The organism is Pisciglobus halotolerans (genome assembly GCF_900113675.1).
In the GTDB taxonomy this organism is placed as follows: Bacteria; Bacillota; Bacilli; order Lactobacillales; family Carnobacteriaceae; genus Pisciglobus; species Pisciglobus halotolerans.
On record NZ_FOQE01000013.1, the window covers coordinates 1 to 16,613 of the forward strand.

Consider the following 16,613-nt stretch of genomic DNA (forward strand, 5'->3'; position numbering starts at 1 on the left):
TAGTGCTCGTTCTCTATCGGGGTCGCTCCGCATCCTAGTAGTTGAGTTGCGAAAGCCAGAGTCTTTGCAAAAAAGATAAGTTGTTTTGATGCGCGCTTCGCTGCTCTCTTCAACAACTTCCTGTTTTTGCTTTGACTCTTTCGGGCTTTCTCCACATCCTAGTTTTTTAGTTGAGCTACGAAAGGTAGAGTCTCGGGTAAAATTCAAAAGTCGCTCGCATGTGCGGGATGCTCTGCGTCGCGCTTTTTCATTTTCCTGTCGTCTCTATCGACCTCGCTCCGCATCCTTACTTCGTGTCCTCATCGGTGAGTTCGTCGATTTCTCTGATGAATTGTTCTTCGACGTCATCGACGTAAACATCTTTCGTGTCTACGGCATTCGGGATTTCTTCAACGTTGGCAATCATTTCGATGTGCTGACGGAGGTTGGTAAATTCAACGGGTGCATCGCCGCCGTATTCGCCGTCTAGGTTGATCATCAATTTGCTGCCGTCTGCAGAACGCGCTAAGATTTTACTCGTCTTTTTATAAAGAATGTAGGGACTTTCGATATGTTTTCCGCCGCTTAGCATTAGTCGGATCAAATGCAAGATTTCGATCATATTGGCTGTTTTGATAATGATCAATGTAAATTTGCCGTCATCTAGCTTTGAATCAGGAACGATTTGCTCGAAACCGCCGACAGAATTGGTCAATGCAACGAAAAACATGGAAGCTTGTCCATCAAAAACGCCATCGTCATACTCAATGTGCATCGGGATTTCTTTAACACGCGGCAACATTTCAGCACCTTTTGCAAAATAAGCAAGATAGCCAAAGACAGACTTCAGTTGAGAAGGAACATCATACGTCAATTCAGTCAAATAGCCAGCTGCTCCGATATTGATAAAGTAAGTATCTTGCTTTTTATTTTTAGCTCTTCCGATATCCATTAGAACAGTTTGTTTTTTTTCAATGATCTCAGCTGCAGCAACCAAGTCATTTCGTGGAATGTGCAGGGCTCTTGCATAGTCGTTCGTCGTCCCTGCTGGAATGATCGCCATTTTCGGTCTGCGTTCCAACCCTGCTATACCGTTCACTACTTCATTGATCGTTCCATCCCCTCCTGCTGCAACAATGAGGTCAAAACCAGCTTCAGCCGCTCTTTTGGCCTCATTTCGAGCAGAATTGGGTTCAGGAGTCGTTGCAAATGCACTGGTTTCGTAGCCTGCATTTTCATAGATCTGCAAAATATCTACTAGGTTCCTTCGCAGCAGTTCCTTGCCGGATGTAGGATTGTAAATGACTCTTGCCCGCATCTTTTTTCCTTCTTTCCTTCAAAAAAACTTTCGTCAAACATGGTCTCTTCTCGTTGTTTTTCAACTTTAGACCAAGTATTCAGCTTTGCCTATCTTTTTGAAAGTTCTTCTTTTAATAGTTTATTCACAACGCCTGGATTGGCTTGTCCTTTGGTGGCTTTCATAATTTGTCCGACTAAAAAGCCGATCGCACGGTCTTTTCCATTCTTGAAGTCTTCGATCGATTGCGCATTGTTATCCAAGATATCATTGATGATCGGACTTAATTTAGCTGGATCACTCAATTGTACCCAGCCATTTTTTTCGACAACTTCTTTCGCATGGCCGCCTTTTGTGATCAATTCACGGAAGACTTTTTTCGCGATTTTTGAGCTGATCGTGCCGTCAGCGATCAAGTTGATCATGTCTGCCAAGTTTTCAGGGGTTAATTGCGTTTCGTGCAGCTCTAATTTTTCGCTGTTCAAATACGCTGAAACTTCTCCCATTAACCAGTTAGAGGCTTGTTTAGCATCTGCTCCATTTGCCAATGTGCCTTCGAAGAAATCAGACATTTCTTTTGTTGCTGTCAAGACCATTGCATCATAGTCTGGCAATCCAAGTTCGCTGATATAACGTAAGCGGCGTTCTTTTGGCATTTCTGGAATCGATGTTTTAACACGTTCGATCCACTCGTCTTCAATGTAAAAGTTTGGTAAATCAGGTTCTGGGAAATAGCGATAATCACTAGACCCTTCTTTGACACGCATCAAGATCGTTTCTCCGGTCGTTTCGTCATAACGACGAGTTTCCTGTTGGATCACACCGCCTGATAGCAAGACTTTTTCTTGGCGTACTTCTTCAAAAGCCAACCCTTTGCGTACATAGTTGAATGAGTTCAAGTTTTTCAGTTCTGTTTTTGTTCCAAAAGCTTCCTGACCGCGTGGACGAATAGAAATATTCGCATCGCATCTCATGGATCCTTCTTCCATTTTAACATCACTCACACCCGTGTATTGAATGATTTGTTTCAAAGCTTCTAAGTAAGCATAAGCTTCTTCAGGTGAACGCATATCTGCTTCGGAAACGATCTCGATCAAAGGTGTTCCTTGACGGTTCAAGTCGACATAGGAATAACCATCGACGCCGTGCGTATTCTTGCCCGCATCTTCTTCCAAATGGACCCGTTCGATGCCAATTTTTTTCTTTTTGCCCTCTACTTCGATCTCGATCCAGCCATCATGTCCCAGCGGTTTGTCCAACTGTGAAATTTGGTAAGCTTTTGGATTATCTGGATAGAAATAGTTTTTACGGTCAAATTTAGTAGATTGTGTGATCTCACAGTTCAATGCAAGTGCTGCCCGCATGCCATAATCAACAGCACCTTTATTGACAACAGGTAAAACACCTGGGTATCCCCAGTCGATCACGTTTGTATTTGTATTCGGTTCTGCACCAAAATGAGCTGGAGATGGTGAGAACATTTTTGAGTCGGTTTTTAATTCTACGTGGACTTCAAGCCCAATCACTGTTTCAAAATTCATTCTACGATCTCCTCCTATAAGTTTGGTCTTTCTTTATGAAAATCTGTTGCTTGTTCAAATGCATAGGCTGCACGATAGATGGTTTGTTCATCGAAATGTTTACCAATCAGTTGCAGACCGACCGGCATTCCTTCTGAAAAGCCGCATGGAATGGAAATAGCTGGGACACCAGCCAAATTGACCGGCACCGTCAAAATATCTGCTAAATACATCGCTACTGGATCTTTTACTTTTCCACCGATATCAAAAGCTGTAGTTGTCGCAGTTGGTCCCAAGATCAAGTCATAAGAATCAAATACTTTTTCAAAGTCTTGGCGAATCAATGTCCGAACTTTTGCAGCTTTTTTAAAGTGTGCATCATAATAACCAGAACTCAAGGAGAACGTACCCAACATGATTCGGCGTTTCACTTCATCGCCAAATCCTTCTGAACGTGTTTTGATGTATAGTTCGTCTAGAGATTCTGCACCTTCTGCCCGATAGCCATAACGAATGCCGTCGAAGCGTTGCAAATTAGAAGAAGCCTCTGAAGAAGCGATAATATAGTAAGCTGCAATCCCATATTGTGAATGCGGCAAGCTGACTTCTTCAACAATTGCGCCTAATGAACGGTAAGTTTCTACAGCTTTTAAGACAGCTTCTTTGACACCTGGCTGCAGGCCTTCACTCATATACTCTTTTGGCACACCGATTTTCATGCCTTTTACGCCTTTTTCGATACCTGCTGTAAAATCAGGTACTTCTTGTTGGGCAGACATGGAATCAGCTGGATCGGCGCCACTGATGGCATTCAAAACAAGCGCATTGTCTTTGACTGTGCGAGAGAAAGGTCCGATTTGGTCTAAACTTGAACCAAAAGCAATCAAACCGAAACGGGAAACACGTCCGTATGTTGGCTTCATCCCTACGATTCCGTTAAAGGCAGCAGGTTGGCGAATCGAGCCGCCTGTATCTGTTCCTAATGCCACAGGAACTTGTCCGGAAGCAACAGCAGCAGCTGAACCGCCAGATGAACCGCCCGGCACTTTTTCTAAATTCCATGGATTGCGCGTTAATTTGAAGTAAGATGTTTCAGTACTTCCGCCCATTGCAAATTCATCCATGTTTAATTTACCGACTGAAATCATGCCGGCTTCTTTGATTTTTTTCGATACTGTTGCGTCATAAATCGGAACAAAGTCTTCCAAAATACGACTAGCAGCTGTTGTCAATGTGCCTTCTGTGATAATGTTGTCTTTGATCCCGATCGGTAAACCAGATAGCAAGTCATCAGGGTCGATTCCTGCTTCATCCATTTCACGGGCTTTCAGCAAAGCTTCTTCTTCTGTTATCGTGATGAATGCACCGATTTTGTCTTCTGTTTCAGAGATTCGTGCAAAAACAGCCGTCATGATTTCTTCTGCTGTTGTTTCCTTATTGACTAACATCGTGTGCAGTTCTTCTAATGTATGTTCCAATAAACTCATGTTATGCGTCGCCCTCCCCGTTATCGATAATGGCTGGTACTCGGATCAAGCCATCTTTGCTTTCTTTCACATTTTCGAACAATGCCTCGCGATCTGTTCCTGGAACAGCTTTGTCTTCGCGCATGACGTTTTCAATAAACGCACCATGATACATTTCCGGTACATCTTTTGTGTCTAAGGTATCTAATTGTTCGACCATATCAATGATATTATCCATTTGGACGGTAAATTTTTTAATTTCATCATCTGAAATTTCTAGTTTAGCTAGTTTTGCGACATGTCTAATGTCTTGTTCATTCACATTTACTGTCATGTATGTTTCACTCACTTTCTACGTGTTCAAATCAAAACTTCTTTCCCATTTTACCACAAAGTAGCAGTCAGCTCTATGTCAATTCTACGATGCTCCAAAATAAAACTTCGTAAGAGCCATCTTGATGTGCCTCTTTATGGACCTGTTCAAACAAATCGATGCTTGCAAGGTGTTGTGATCTCCTGCTTGCTGCAGATTAGATCAAATATCTACTGACACTTTTGGTTCTTCATCTTTTAACATTGATAAAGAAATGTGTTTCTAACCGGTTTAACATTTAACAGAAATGATTTTTTACTTAACACTACACCGAGCACACGTTAGAAAGCAGTCTTCTCTTTCTAGGTGGATGAGTTTTTGATCTGTATGGAAATATTATTTATGATGTAAGCTGCTTTCAATGGATGTTATTTCTTTTTAAAATTTTTTTATTCAAAGACTGCAATGAGTTTGAGTTGGTCAATAAGAAGCGTTATTGACAAACTCGATGGGCGCAACTAGCTTGAGTTAGTTAATAAATGACGTTAATGACAAACTCGAATGCCACAACTAGTTTGAGTTGGTCAATAAGAGGCGTTAATGACATACTCGAATGCTACAACTCGTTTGAGTTGGTCAATAAATGACGTTAATGACAAACTCAAAAGCTGCAACTAGTTTGAGTTGGTCAATAAGAGGCGTTAATGACATACTCGAATGCCACAACTCGTTTGAGTTGGTCAATAAATGACGTTAATGACAAACTCAAGAGCTGCAACTAGTTTGAGTTGGTCAATAAGAGGCGTTAATGACATACTCGAATGCCACAACTCGTTTGAGTTGGTCAATAAGAGGCGCATTCGAAACCAGTTCGAATGGCTGCGCAAATCGAGTACTTCACCGAATTAGAGATTGTAAATGGGAGAGATTGGTATACACTTGTCAGTGCTAAAGTTTAATGATCAAAATGCTCTTTATGCAAAGGGACTGAAAAAGAGGAAATTATTGCATAATCTATTATTCAGTAGGCATTACTGATTATCGTTAAATGTTGTAAAACCGCACTTTTCCAGTTTTATGCAGAAAAGAAAAAATGATGTCCTTTTCCGATCAACATTGGAAAAGGACATCATTTTTTGGTCTCATTTAAGTTTTTAATGAATGCCTACTGAACAAAGGAAGAATGTACTGCTGACAAATGTTTCGACATGCTTTTTTCAAATAATTGCATGTTCTATTATTAAGCAGCCATTAAACATCTTTGAATTGGTTCCATCGGGTTCATCTTTGCTTAAAGCGCATGATGATCCTTTAGTCAAAGATATGCGTATAGAAATCCTCTTTGCCTGTTTCTCTGGCTAAGAAAGCTTCCATCCCTTTGATTGAGGAGATATTGATCTCAATTGGAATATTGGGCGGCAAGAATTTAGTAGCTTTGTCATTGACATGCTGTGTAAAAGCAATGACTTCGCTTTCGCCGTAAAACTGGGTGACGATATTGATTTTCATGTTGACCAATTGATCATCGGTATAAGCAGCTTCCGCTGTGATCCCGCTTAAGTTTGGAAAGAACGTTTCTACTTCAGATTTAAAGTTAGCAAAACTATTTTTTTCATTACTATCTGAGCCTTCAGAAGGAAAAACGACTTTACTATTGTTCAGTGCTTCCCACTTGTCGATAGAAGATTGGCCATTTTTGCTTGTACCGGACGCAATGTACGTACCACCAGCTATGCTATCTTGAGAAGATTGCTCAAAAATGCCTACTGTGATCGGAACGTTTTTCAAGCCTTCCATTTTCCGCAAACGTTCAACAATTTTATCTGCCATTTCTTTTCCTTGTTTCAACAATTCATCATGGTCGATACGGGTTTCAAAATAAGCACCATATTTTTCCTTTTGATAATAATCGATCGCATTCATGGCCAAACCAATGCTGATGCCGCCAAGTTGGTACCCATCATCTTTTTGCACCATGTAGTCTTGTTCTAAAATTGAATTCAAATAAATAGGCGCACGTTCATTTTCGTCTAGTTTTCCATTGTCTTTCGGGTTCAATCCTTCCAGATTTTGGTTTTCACCTTTTTCTGGATTGTAGCGTCTAAGCCATTGATTGATCGTTTTTTCATCCAAATATTGACCTTCTTGGTAGAAATAAGTATCTGTTGAAAATTCCTTTTGCGAAACTTCTGATAGTCCTGTTTCAAATGCCTTTAAATTAAAGGTTGAATTTAAGCTTTGTGTGATGCCGCGTGACTTGCTTGTTTTGTATTCGCCATCTGTAATGATCGCCCGATAGTATTCCTTCGATGGTCGATTTGAAGTCGTCGTCACTTTTTCTTCTGTAGATTGATCTGTAGTTTCCTCATCGGTACCAGGCTCGTTTCCGCTCTGTCCCTTTCCAGGACTGCTGCAGGCACTTAAAAAAAGCACCGCAGCTAAAAATAAGGTTAAAAATCTACTTTTCACCTTGTTGTTCCTCTCCTTCTAATGTTTCCACTAACTGGTTCTCATTCCAAACTTCAATGCCCAGTTCATTCGCTTTTGTTAATTTGCTGCCAGCTTCTTCTCCAGCAACAACGAGATCCGTCTTTTTAGAAACACTTCCTGTTACATTCCCACCGAGATTTTCGATCCGTTCTTTGGCTTCTTGGCGTGTAAATTGAGTTAATTTGCCCGTCAATACCACTGTCTTGCCATTGAAATAAGAAGACGTTTCTGCCACAGCTTCTTTTTTCTTTCCTAAATAAGACAAGTTGATCCCTGCTTCTCGCAGTTCATTGATCAAATCCATTACTTCAGGCAAAGCAAAATAAGCCACAATGCTGTCGGCAATGATTTCGCCGATTCCTTCGATCCTAATGATCTGTTCTTTTTCAGCTTGTTGCAGTTGTTCCATCGTCTCAAACTCTTCTGCTAGCAACTTAGCTGCCTTCGCTCCGACATGGCGGATCCCTAGTCCAAACAGCAAATGTTCCAATGAGTTAGATTGGCTGCGTTCGATCGATCGCAATAAGTTGTTCGCAGATTTGTCTTTGACTTTATCAAGCGTCAGCAGCTGATCATATGTTAATTTGTATAAGTCAGCCACATCTTTGACCAACTCTTTTTGATACAATTGAATGATCACTTTACTGCCAATGCCCTCAATGTTCATCGCATTTCTAGAAACAAAGTGAGTCAGCCCTTCAATGATCTGAGCTGGACATTTTGGATTGATGCAGCGCAAAGCCACTTCTTCTTCCAAATGAACCAATTGACTCTCACAAGCTGGACAATGCGTCGGTACTTCATACGGTTGGCTGTCAGCCGGTCGTTTATCTAACAAAACACGGGTTACTTCAGGAATGATATCGCCTGCTTTGTGTACCACCACTGTATCATGCAAACGAATATCACGCGCTTTGATCAGATCCTCATTATGCAAACTGGCCCGTTGTACGGTCGTTCCAGCCAAACGTACTGGATCCATGATAGCAGTAGGGGTTACCACGCCAGTTCGGCCGACTGTCCATTCAATATCATGAAGAACCGTATAAGCTTCTTCTGCAGGGAATTTATAGGCAATAGCCCAACGCGGTGCTTTTACTGTAAAGCCCAATTCTTCTTGAGCAGAAAAATCATTGACTTTGATCACAATACCATCGATATCATAAGGCAAGTCTGCTCTTTTTTCTTGAAAGTCTTGCACATACTGCCAAACTTCCTCGATGGAATCAAAAACACGTCGTTCATGATTGGTCCGCAAGCCTAATGTGTCCAATTGATTGAGCGCTTCTGATTGGCTTTCCGCTTGAATCTCCCCAAAATCAGCCACAGTATACAAGAAGGTATTCAAGTTCCGTTTGGCTGTTTCTTTTGGATCTAAGTTCCGCAAGCCTCCTGCTGCCGCATTCCTTGGATTTGCAAAAACATCTTTGCCCGCTTCGTCTCTTTCTTGGTTCAGTTTTACGAAAGAGTTTTTTGGCATGTAACATTCTCCGCGCACTTCGATCGAATAAGGTTCTTTCAAACGCAATGGAACGGATTTGATCGTCCGTACGTTTTGCGTGACATTTTCGCCAACCGTTCCATCACCGCGTGTCGCCGCTTGAACCAGACGTCCTTTTTCATATTTCAAAGAAATGGCTAAACCATCGATCTTCAACTCACAAATATATTGAATGTTCTTGTCCGTCAGTTTACGGTTGCGTCGATCGAATTCTTTTAAATCTGTTTCATTGAATGCATTGCCTAAGCTCAGCATTGGGATCTCATGGATCACTTTTTCAAAACCTGGCAAAATTGTCCCGCCGACGCGCTGTGTAGGAGAATCATTGCTGATCAGCTCAGGATATTGTTCTTCTAACCCCAGCAACTCATGGTAAAGACGGTCGTACTCAGCATCTGTCACCGTTGGTTTATCCAATACATAATACTCATGACTATATCGATCCAATTGCAAACGCAACTCATCGACACGATTTTTAGCTGCTTCAAAAGAAACTTTTTCTGTCATCTTTATTCACCTGCTTTCTCAATTGGAGCAAAGGCAGCCAATAGACGTTTTACGCCTGTCGGACTTGGAAAAGCGATATCCAACTGCAAATCATTTGCTGATCCGGTAACCTTGACGACTGTTCCTATTCCCCATTTTTTGTGTGCTGCTTTGTCGCCGACTTTCCAACTCACTTGTTCAGCACCGCTAGCTGTTTTGCCGGTAACGGGTGCTTTTGTTTGATAAGCCGTGCTTGCTGCACGTGCCGCTTGATTGGCGCGTACAGGACTTCTAAATGGCATGTGGCCAGCTTTTTGATTGGCCAATTCTAAGATCTCTTGATTGATTTCAGAAATGAAACGCGACGCTGGATTAGCATTTGTTCGACCATATAGAGTCCGAGCAAAGGCGTTTGTCAAATACAATTTCTTTTCTGCGCGCGTGATCCCAACATAGGCCAGACGTCTTTCCTCTTCTAATTCTTCCTCTTCCATCATTGCCCGTGACAGTGGAAAAACGCCTTCCTCCATTCCAACGAGGAAAACGACTGGAAACTCCAGTCCTTTAGCCGCATGCAAGGTCATCAAGGTTACTTCGCTGCTCGGCTCTTCTTCTAAGTTATCCAAGTCGGATACCAACGAAAGATCCGTCAAGAAAGTCAAAAGACTGGTATCATCACCGGCATTATCTTTTTCAAATTGTTGGGTGACCGTTAAGAACTCTTGAATGTTTTCAAGACGTGTTTCAGCTTCTAAACTGCGCTCCTGTTTCAATGCATCTTGGTAGCCGCTGCGTTCCAGCAATTCTTCCACGAGCTCAGTAACAGGCAGGTACTCTTGCATTTTTTTCAAATCTCTGATCATAAAAGCAAAGGCTTCTAGCGAACCAGCTGCTTTTCCGCTGACAGAGGTAATAGCGACATTCATCGCCGCCTCTAATAAGGACCATTCAAACTGGTTAGCGGTATCTCTTAGCTTTTCAATCGTTCCAGGGCCGATCCCTCTCTTCGGTACGTTCACGATACGTTCAAAGCTCATGTTATCAGCAGGATTGGCGATCAAACGCAAATAGGCTAAGACGTCTTTGATTTCTTTACGGTCATAGAACTTATGCCCGCCTACCATTTTGTAAGGGATATTTGATTTCAATAAACTTTCTTCGATCATCCGTGACTGAGCATTTGTCCGATACAGCACTGCAAAGTCGCCATATTTAAACTGGCGCTCTTTCATTTCTTCTTGGATTTTGCTGATCACATAACGAGATTCGTCGCCTTCATTTTGTGCCCGGTAATAAGTGATCTTGTCGCCATCATGATTGTCTGTCCAAAGTTTTTTAACTTTTCTTTTGTCATTGTTTTCAATGACGTTATTGGCTGCTTCTAAGATCATTTTAGTTGAACGGTAATTTTGTTCCAACAAAACCACTTTCGTATCAGGATAATCTTTTTCAAAATTCAAGATGTTTTCCATGTTTGCTCCGCGCCAACCATAGATACTTTGATCGGCATCACCCACTACACACAAGTTTCTAAAGCGACTGGCCAACATGTTTACCAATGTATATTGGGCCGTATTCGTATCTTGATACTCATCTACATGAATGTACTGAAATTTCGCTTGATAATGAGCCAATGTTTCTGGACTTTCCTTAAATAAACGGATCGTCAACATGATCAAATCGTCAAAGTCCAACGCTTGGTTGCGACGCAATTCTTTTTGATAATCGTCATAACAATCGGCAACGAGCTTCTCAAAAAAAGAAGCTGCTTTATCGCGATAGGTTTCAGCTGTCAACAAGTCATTTTTAGCATTGCTGATCTCTGCTAAAATCGCTCTTGGATTGTATTTTTTAGGGTCAATGTTGCGCTCTTTCAAAATCCGTTTCATCAAGGTTTGTTGTTCGCCTGGGTCACTGATCGTAAAAGCACGATTGTAGCCGATATGGTCGATATCGCGGCGTAAAATGCGGACACACATCGAGTGAAAGGTTGAAACCCAAACATCACTGCCGCCTTCTTGGATCAGACGAGTGACCCGTTCTTTCATTTCTTTTGCTGCTTTATTCGTAAAAGTAATCGCTAAAATATTCCATGGACTGACACTTTTTTCTTCAATCAAATAAGCAATGCGATGGGTCAGGACTCTGGTTTTGCCGCTTCCCGCTCCTGCCATAATCAATAGAGGACCTTCTGTATGCACTACTGCTTCTTTTTGCCTTGGGTTCATCCCACTTACTAAATCATTACGTAACATTTATTTAACATCCTCTCGTTTCATTCCTTGTCTCTTATCAAATCCGGCAAAAGAGACTTACATTTTTCCATTTTACCAATTAATCGATAGTTTGTTAACTCTTTTCCGAACACATTTTCTCACTTATTTTATCATAGATCGATCGACTGCCGGCAGACTTAACCAAACTTTAACGAAACCAGCTAGAGAAAAATGTTGGCTTGGTGTTTACTGGTCTCATTTCTCACATCAGTCCAGTAGCTTCAGGTTGGGCAGCTGACATCCGAAAAGTATTCCAGCTATTTTTCTGTCGACTTTCAATTGGCTTTTAAGCAAAAAAAGACCTCCAAAAGTCAGATTTGGTTCTAACTTTTGGAGGTCAGTCAACGAACAAGTCTTTTTCTGCTTCTTTGTTCATCATTTTTCTAGATAGCTAACAGGATAGTGATTTGCTTTTGAATCAGCAAGAAAAATGTTAAAAAAATAAGGACTAAAAACCTTGAATGGCAGCCAAGCTCAACTGATTGATCAAAATACGAACTTCTTTACGTGCTAGAGCGTATTCTTGGTTGGTCACATAGTGTGTTAAGTTCTTCATATGCTTGAGCTTCAAGGGGCTCGCCTGTTCAATGATCTCATTGATTTCCTTACCGTTTTGATGATTCATCGAGCGAAATGTGTCCAGCAAAATCGATACACTATAGCTGTTTTTAGAGTATTTCATTAATTCGCTCCAATAAAGGATCTCAATCTCAAAAAATCTTTCCTTTTTGCCTTTTTGCGTAAACTGTTCCAACTCTTCTTGCAGCTCGATCAGTTTAGCCGTGTCAAAATGAAGTTCTTTGACCTGCAGTTGATGTAAATATTGGATCAAAATCAGCTCTGCAAACTCTGCTCTTTCTTGGTAGCCATCACTATCAATACCGGGCTCTTGGATGCGAGCACCTTTATATGGCTCTATCGTGATATAACCTTCTTTTTGCAAACGCACAAAAGCTTGACGAATCGGAGTTCGACTCATTTTTAAAGTTTGGGAAAGTTTTTGTTCTGTGATGTGCGTTTGAGGAAGCCATTGTCTTGATTGAATATGCTGAACGATATACTGATAGGCAATGCCTTCCAAGTTCCTTGGTTTTGGCATGGTCATCTTTCACCTACTTCATTTTTCTTATTCTTTTAGTTTCAGCTTTTGAGGGTATGCATCTCCATACTATACAAATTACTAGATGATTATATAGGCTTTGTTCTCTTTCTTCAAGGGCTTTTCGCTTTCTTTTCATGCCCTTTTCATTTTGCTTGCGATTTTTTCACAAATTTTCTATCTTCCTCTCACTTTCCATCGTCCTTTATTTTTTCTTTTTGCTAATTTCAAAGGTTCGCTATAAAATATAGAAAGTAGGTTCTATTATTTATTTAATGTTATTTATGAGGATCATGATGTCCAATTGTCCAAGCAATAATGATCAAGAATAACAAACAAGGAGTATACAAAATGGAAAAAATGGCACTCAATACGTATTTATTAAACGAAGAAGAAAAAGCAACTACAGATGGATCAACGTTTAAACCCATCAGTCCTAAAAATGTCTATGAAGTAATTCGGATCCAAGAAGGTATCCCTCTCTTTTTAAAAGATCACTTAGAACGTTTCCGCAAGTCAGCTGAGATGCTGCACATTTCTTTATCTTTATCTGATTCAGAAATCAAACACCGCATCCTATTTTTGATTCAGCAAAACAAAGCTGAATTTATCAATCTAAAATTAATTTGGGATGATCAGCAAAATCTGCTCATCTTCTTCCAAAACACAGTTTATCCGCCACAACGTTACTATCAAACTGGTATGCATACGACTTTGCTCAAACTGGAACGCGAAGATCCGAATATCAAAGTCCAACGTGCTGCTTACCAAGAACGCGTGCTAGCTGAAAGAGAAAAGCAGCAAGCTTATGAGGTATTACTGGTCGATCAACATGACTTTATTACAGAAGGCAGTCGTTCTAATTTATTTATTGTAAAAAATCAGGAGCTGTATACTTCCCCTTCTGCAAATGTTTTACTCGGCATCGTTCGTAAAAAAGTATTTGCTATCTGCCAAGAAGAAGGCATCGTGATCCATGAGCAAAACATTCCAGTTGCTGATATTGCAACGATTGAAGCGGCTTTTATTACCGGTACCGGCAATAACGTACTACCGATCCGTACAATCAACGATCAGCTGCTAAATTCGGCTGAAAATCCATTGGTCAAACGTATCATGGAAAAATTTAACGCCTGTATCCAAGAAGACATTCGTCAATTCAAAACAGCATAAACAAAAAAAGCTGAATTTTTTCAGCTTTTTTTGTTTTTTTCTGCATGATTTTTAATGTTCATCTTGTTCAGTCAGGATAGTCACTTCTTTATTCCCATATGTCGGTATCATAAATCGCATCGATTGTTTTTTCCCTTTGGTCAGTCAAGATCGTGATATGTCCTACTGCTTCATTTTTCTTCGCTTCTTTTTTTCCATAAAAATGAAAATGCCAATCTGGCTTGATGCGGATCTGCGTTTTGACAGCTTCCATGTGTTCACTTAACACGTTTACCATGACGCTTTTTGCAGACTCTTTCAATGTTGGCAGCGGCCAACCGCATATGGCACGAATATGAACATCGAACTCTGAGAATGAGCAAGCTTCTATTGTGTCATAACCAGACTCATGCGGAAACGAATGGATTTCGTTGACATATAATGTTCCAGAAGAAGTCATGAAGATTTCCACACCAATCACACCTGCTCCCTCTGTCTGTTCAGCGATGATGTGCCCGATCCGTTCTACTTCAGCTCTTACTTCTTCATCAATCCGTGCTGGCGTGATACTCATGTGAAGCTGATGACCTCGATAAATGTTTTCTGAAACAGGAAAAATACCGGTTTCTCCATTTTCATTTCTAACCGTCATCACTGATAATTCTCGTTCAATAGGTATCCAAGACTCTAGCACACAGGTACCGGTTCTCAATAAACCTGCACATTTTTGAATGTCTCGTTCATCCTGCAGCACGATTTTTTCTTTTTGATTTGCTCTGCCATAGAGTGCTTTTAATACACAAGGATAGCCGATCGATGAGACAGACTCTTTCAAATCCTCTAAACTGATAATGGAAACATATGGTGCAACATTGAGGTTATGCAATTCAAGATGGGCCTTTTCAAGAATACGGTCTTGAGTGATCGCTAGCAGTTCACTGCCTTGAGGAACCGGCACTGTTTGTTTTAAGCGGTCGATCCATTCTGCATCGATTTTTTCAGTCGCATAAGTGACGACATCGCTCTTCATCGCAAATGCCATTAACGCTTCCTCATCATCAAAAGCTGCTTTCATTTGCCAGTCAGCTACTTGTGCAGCAGAACAATGTTCCTCTGGATCAAAAACCCCAACGATATACCCCATCTTTTTAGCTGAAAAAGCCAGCATACGACCTAACTGTCCACCCCCAATGATTCCGATTGTTTTTCCTGGTTCAATAAAGTTAGACAAGCTCATCTCTACTTCCTTTCATCCATGTTGCTTATTTTTAACATGTTACTTTTCCTCTTTAGTATAGCATATGTTGGTCTAGTTGTATTATGAACGTTTAGGGAAGATTGAGGCTTTTGCGTGATTTTTTTACCGCTAAACAAAGACCTACAATGACATTCATCTTTAATCGATTGTCAAAAAAAGTTCCATCACTCCTAATGTGAAACTTCAAAAACGGCTAAAAATACTCTTAACTCATTTGTTCAAAACGACATAAAATAAGATCATAGCGGCAAAAGAGCCTAGACAATAATCTAGGCTCTTTTTGTCGCTTTTTTGTTTTGATCATGAAACCCTCGATCATTGCAACCTTGCTGCTGAAAGGTGATAGCTTTCACTACAACACTTGTCTAGATGGAATCAAATCAAAATCAAGCATTTTGTTCTTGCTCGATTTTGATTTGACGTCTTCTTTTTTTGACACGCTTAGTCCAGAAACCTCCGCTAATATACTTCGGTTCGTAAGAAATCACAAAAGCTTTCGGTTCCAATTCTTTGATCTCTTGGTAAAGCTTTCTTTCGGTCTTGCGGGGAGTAAGGATCTCTAATACCATTCTATCCCCTTCTTTTCCTAATGCCAAACTAGAGGTAACTCCGTGTCCCTTTTCTCTCAGTTGGTTAGGGATATCGGTATCAACACGAGGAATGATAGCCGTTACCATGATATATCCAAGGGCTAAGTACTCCTCGATCTTGATGCCAGCTGCAATGCCGACGCCATATCCAAGAGCATATGCAGCAATATTCCAAACATTATCCAAACGATCTAAAACAAGTCCTAAACCAACGATATAGATGGTGATCTCAACCATTGAAGTCAAAGATGCAGCTAAGCGGTATCCTTTCATTGTCAGCATCATGCGGATCGTCATCAGTGTCACATAACACAGATTGATCACAAAAATCACCAGTAATAAAAACCAATCTATTTCCACTTTTATTTTCTCTCCCTGTTTCACTTCAAAAGGACCAGCTATAGCTGACAGCGGCTCACACGTTCTACTTGTCGGTTACATGAACGTCACAGTATTATTTTCCAATGACTTGATTCTAGCCATCGAATAAATATCGATTCCTTTATCCGTCAATTTTTCTCTACCATCTTGGAATGATTTTTCGATCACGATTCCTACACCTGAAACCGAGCAATCCATTTCTTCACAAATGTCCAGCAATCCTAATGCTGCTTGTCCATTTGCTAAAAAGTCATCAATGATCAGCACATGATCATCTGAAGACAAGAATTTTTTAGAGATGGTGATCGTATAATGCTGCTGTTTTGTAAAAGAATAGACATTTGCAGATACTAAAGAATCTGTCATGGTAATACTCGTATTTTTTTTGGCTACAATAACCGGCACACCAAGAATCAAGCCAGTAAAAACAGCAGGTGCGATCCCTGAAGATTCAATGGTGATGATTTTCGTGATTTTTTTGTCCGTAAAGCGAGCTGCAAATTCTTCACCGATCTTTTGCATCAGCACTGGGTCGATTTGGTGATTTAAAAAGGCATCCACTTTTAACACCTCTCCATTTAAGACAACCCCATCTTGTAAAATTCTTTCTTCTAACACATTCATGATTGTTTTTCCTCCTCAAGCAGTACAGTTGAATGTATAGACTATAACGTTAATCGCAAATGTGTGTCAATCCCTTTACTCAAAAAAACCAGAAAAAAGGAAAGAACATCTTTCCTTTTTTCTGGTTTAGTTGATTCGGTCATTATCCTGATTTTTATACTTATTTTTACACAACTTATTT

The 16,613-nt window shown here is 40.5% G+C and carries 12 protein-coding genes; 1 reads left to right on the forward strand and 11 read right to left on the reverse strand.

What is annotated here, in order from left to right:
* Positions 1-286: 286 nt before the first annotated feature.
* The 8 genes from BM057_RS05895 to BM057_RS05930 form a co-directional block, all read right to left on the reverse strand.
* Positions 287-1,297: a diacylglycerol kinase gene (locus BM057_RS05895; RefSeq protein WP_092092170.1), complete on the reverse strand. Its 1,011-nt coding sequence runs from the start codon at positions 1,295-1,297 to the stop codon at positions 287-289.
* A gap of 89 nt (positions 1,298-1,386) precedes the next feature.
* The gene (gene gatB / locus BM057_RS05900) at positions 1,387-2,817 is read right to left on the reverse strand and encodes an Asp-tRNA(Asn)/Glu-tRNA(Gln) amidotransferase subunit GatB (RefSeq protein ID WP_047391749.1); all 1,431 of its coding nucleotides are present in this window, start codon (positions 2,815-2,817) and stop codon (positions 1,387-1,389) included.
* 14 nt (positions 2,818-2,831) lie between these two features.
* Positions 2,832-4,283, reverse strand: a complete 1,452-nt coding sequence (gene gatA / locus BM057_RS05905) for an Asp-tRNA(Asn)/Glu-tRNA(Gln) amidotransferase subunit GatA (RefSeq protein WP_092092172.1) — start codon at positions 4,281-4,283, stop codon at positions 2,832-2,834.
* Position 4,284: 1 nt separating this feature from the next.
* Positions 4,285-4,596 carry an Asp-tRNA(Asn)/Glu-tRNA(Gln) amidotransferase subunit GatC gene (gatC, locus tag BM057_RS05910; protein WP_047391753.1) on the reverse strand — a complete coding sequence of 104 codons (312 nt, stop codon included), beginning with the start codon at positions 4,594-4,596 and terminating at the stop codon, positions 4,285-4,287.
* Between the two features lie 1,290 nt (positions 4,597-5,886).
* Positions 5,887-7,044 (reverse strand): CamS family sex pheromone protein, encoded by a 1,158-nt coding sequence (locus BM057_RS05915; RefSeq protein WP_245741844.1) that lies wholly within the window; start codon positions 7,042-7,044, stop codon positions 5,887-5,889.
* A complete protein-coding gene (gene ligA, locus BM057_RS05920; RefSeq protein WP_092092174.1) occupies positions 7,034-9,073 on the reverse strand; it encodes an NAD-dependent DNA ligase LigA in 2,040 nt (679 codons plus the stop codon). Before ligA ends, BM057_RS05915 begins: the two co-directional genes overlap by 11 nt.
* Positions 9,074-9,075: 2 nt before the next feature.
* The gene (pcrA, locus tag BM057_RS05925) at positions 9,076-11,307 is read right to left on the reverse strand and encodes a DNA helicase PcrA (protein ID WP_092092176.1); all 2,232 of its coding nucleotides are present in this window, start codon (positions 11,305-11,307) and stop codon (positions 9,076-9,078) included.
* A 469-nt stretch (positions 11,308-11,776) separates the two neighbouring features.
* Positions 11,777-12,427, reverse strand: a complete 651-nt coding sequence (locus BM057_RS05930) for a GntR family transcriptional regulator (protein WP_047391762.1) — start codon at positions 12,425-12,427, stop codon at positions 11,777-11,779.
* Between the two features lie 351 nt (positions 12,428-12,778).
* Here BM057_RS05930 and BM057_RS05935 point away from each other — a divergent pair, with 351 nt between their 5' ends.
* Positions 12,779-13,600: an aminotransferase class IV gene (locus tag BM057_RS05935; RefSeq protein ID WP_092092178.1), complete on the forward strand. Its 822-nt coding sequence runs from the start codon at positions 12,779-12,781 to the stop codon at positions 13,598-13,600.
* Positions 13,601-13,688: 88 nt separating this feature from the next.
* Here the strand turns inward: BM057_RS05935 and purK are convergent, their stop codons facing one another.
* The 3 genes from purK to BM057_RS05950 form a co-directional block, all read right to left on the reverse strand.
* Positions 13,689-14,816: a 5-(carboxyamino)imidazole ribonucleotide synthase gene (purK, locus tag BM057_RS05940; RefSeq protein WP_425439021.1), complete on the reverse strand. Its 1,128-nt coding sequence runs from the start codon at positions 14,814-14,816 to the stop codon at positions 13,689-13,691.
* A 407-nt stretch (positions 14,817-15,223) separates the two neighbouring features.
* Complete coding sequence (locus tag BM057_RS05945) at positions 15,224-15,781, reverse strand: DUF2179 domain-containing protein (protein ID WP_052181857.1); 558 nt, start codon at positions 15,779-15,781, stop codon at positions 15,224-15,226.
* 81 nt (positions 15,782-15,862) lie between these two features.
* Entirely contained in the window at positions 15,863-16,432 is a 570-nt protein-coding gene (locus BM057_RS05950) for a xanthine phosphoribosyltransferase (RefSeq protein WP_092092180.1), read from the reverse strand.
* Positions 16,433-16,613 lie beyond the last annotated feature (181 nt).

Excerpts from the sequence above, each read along its gene's own strand:
- BM057_RS05895 (WP_092092170.1), bottom strand. The coding sequence starts at position 1,297 with ATGCGGGCAAGAGTCATTTACAATCCTACATCCGGCAAGGAACTGCTG.
- purK (WP_425439021.1), bottom strand. The coding sequence starts at position 14,816 with ATGAGCTTGTCTAACTTTATTGAACCAGGAAAAACAATCGGAATCATT.
- BM057_RS05935 (WP_092092178.1), top strand. The coding sequence starts at position 12,779 with ATGGAAAAAATGGCACTCAATACGTATTTATTAAACGAAGAAGAAAAA.
- BM057_RS05950 (WP_092092180.1), bottom strand. The coding sequence starts at position 16,432 with ATGAATGTGTTAGAAGAAAGAATTTTACAAGATGGGGTTGTCTTAAAT.
- BM057_RS05930 (WP_047391762.1), bottom strand. The coding sequence starts at position 12,427 with ATGCCAAAACCAAGGAACTTGGAAGGCATTGCCTATCAGTATATCGTT.
- ligA (WP_092092174.1), bottom strand. The coding sequence starts at position 9,073 with ATGACAGAAAAAGTTTCTTTTGAAGCAGCTAAAAATCGTGTCGATGAG.
- gatB (WP_047391749.1), bottom strand. The coding sequence starts at position 2,817 with ATGAATTTTGAAACAGTGATTGGGCTTGAAGTCCACGTAGAATTAAAA.
- gatC (WP_047391753.1), bottom strand. The coding sequence starts at position 4,596 with ATGACAGTAAATGTGAATGAACAAGACATTAGACATGTCGCAAAACTA.
- gatA (WP_092092172.1), bottom strand. The coding sequence starts at position 4,283 with ATGAGTTTATTGGAACATACATTAGAAGAACTGCACACGATGTTAGTC.
- pcrA (WP_092092176.1), bottom strand. The coding sequence starts at position 11,307 with ATGTTACGTAATGATTTAGTAAGTGGGATGAACCCAAGGCAAAAAGAA.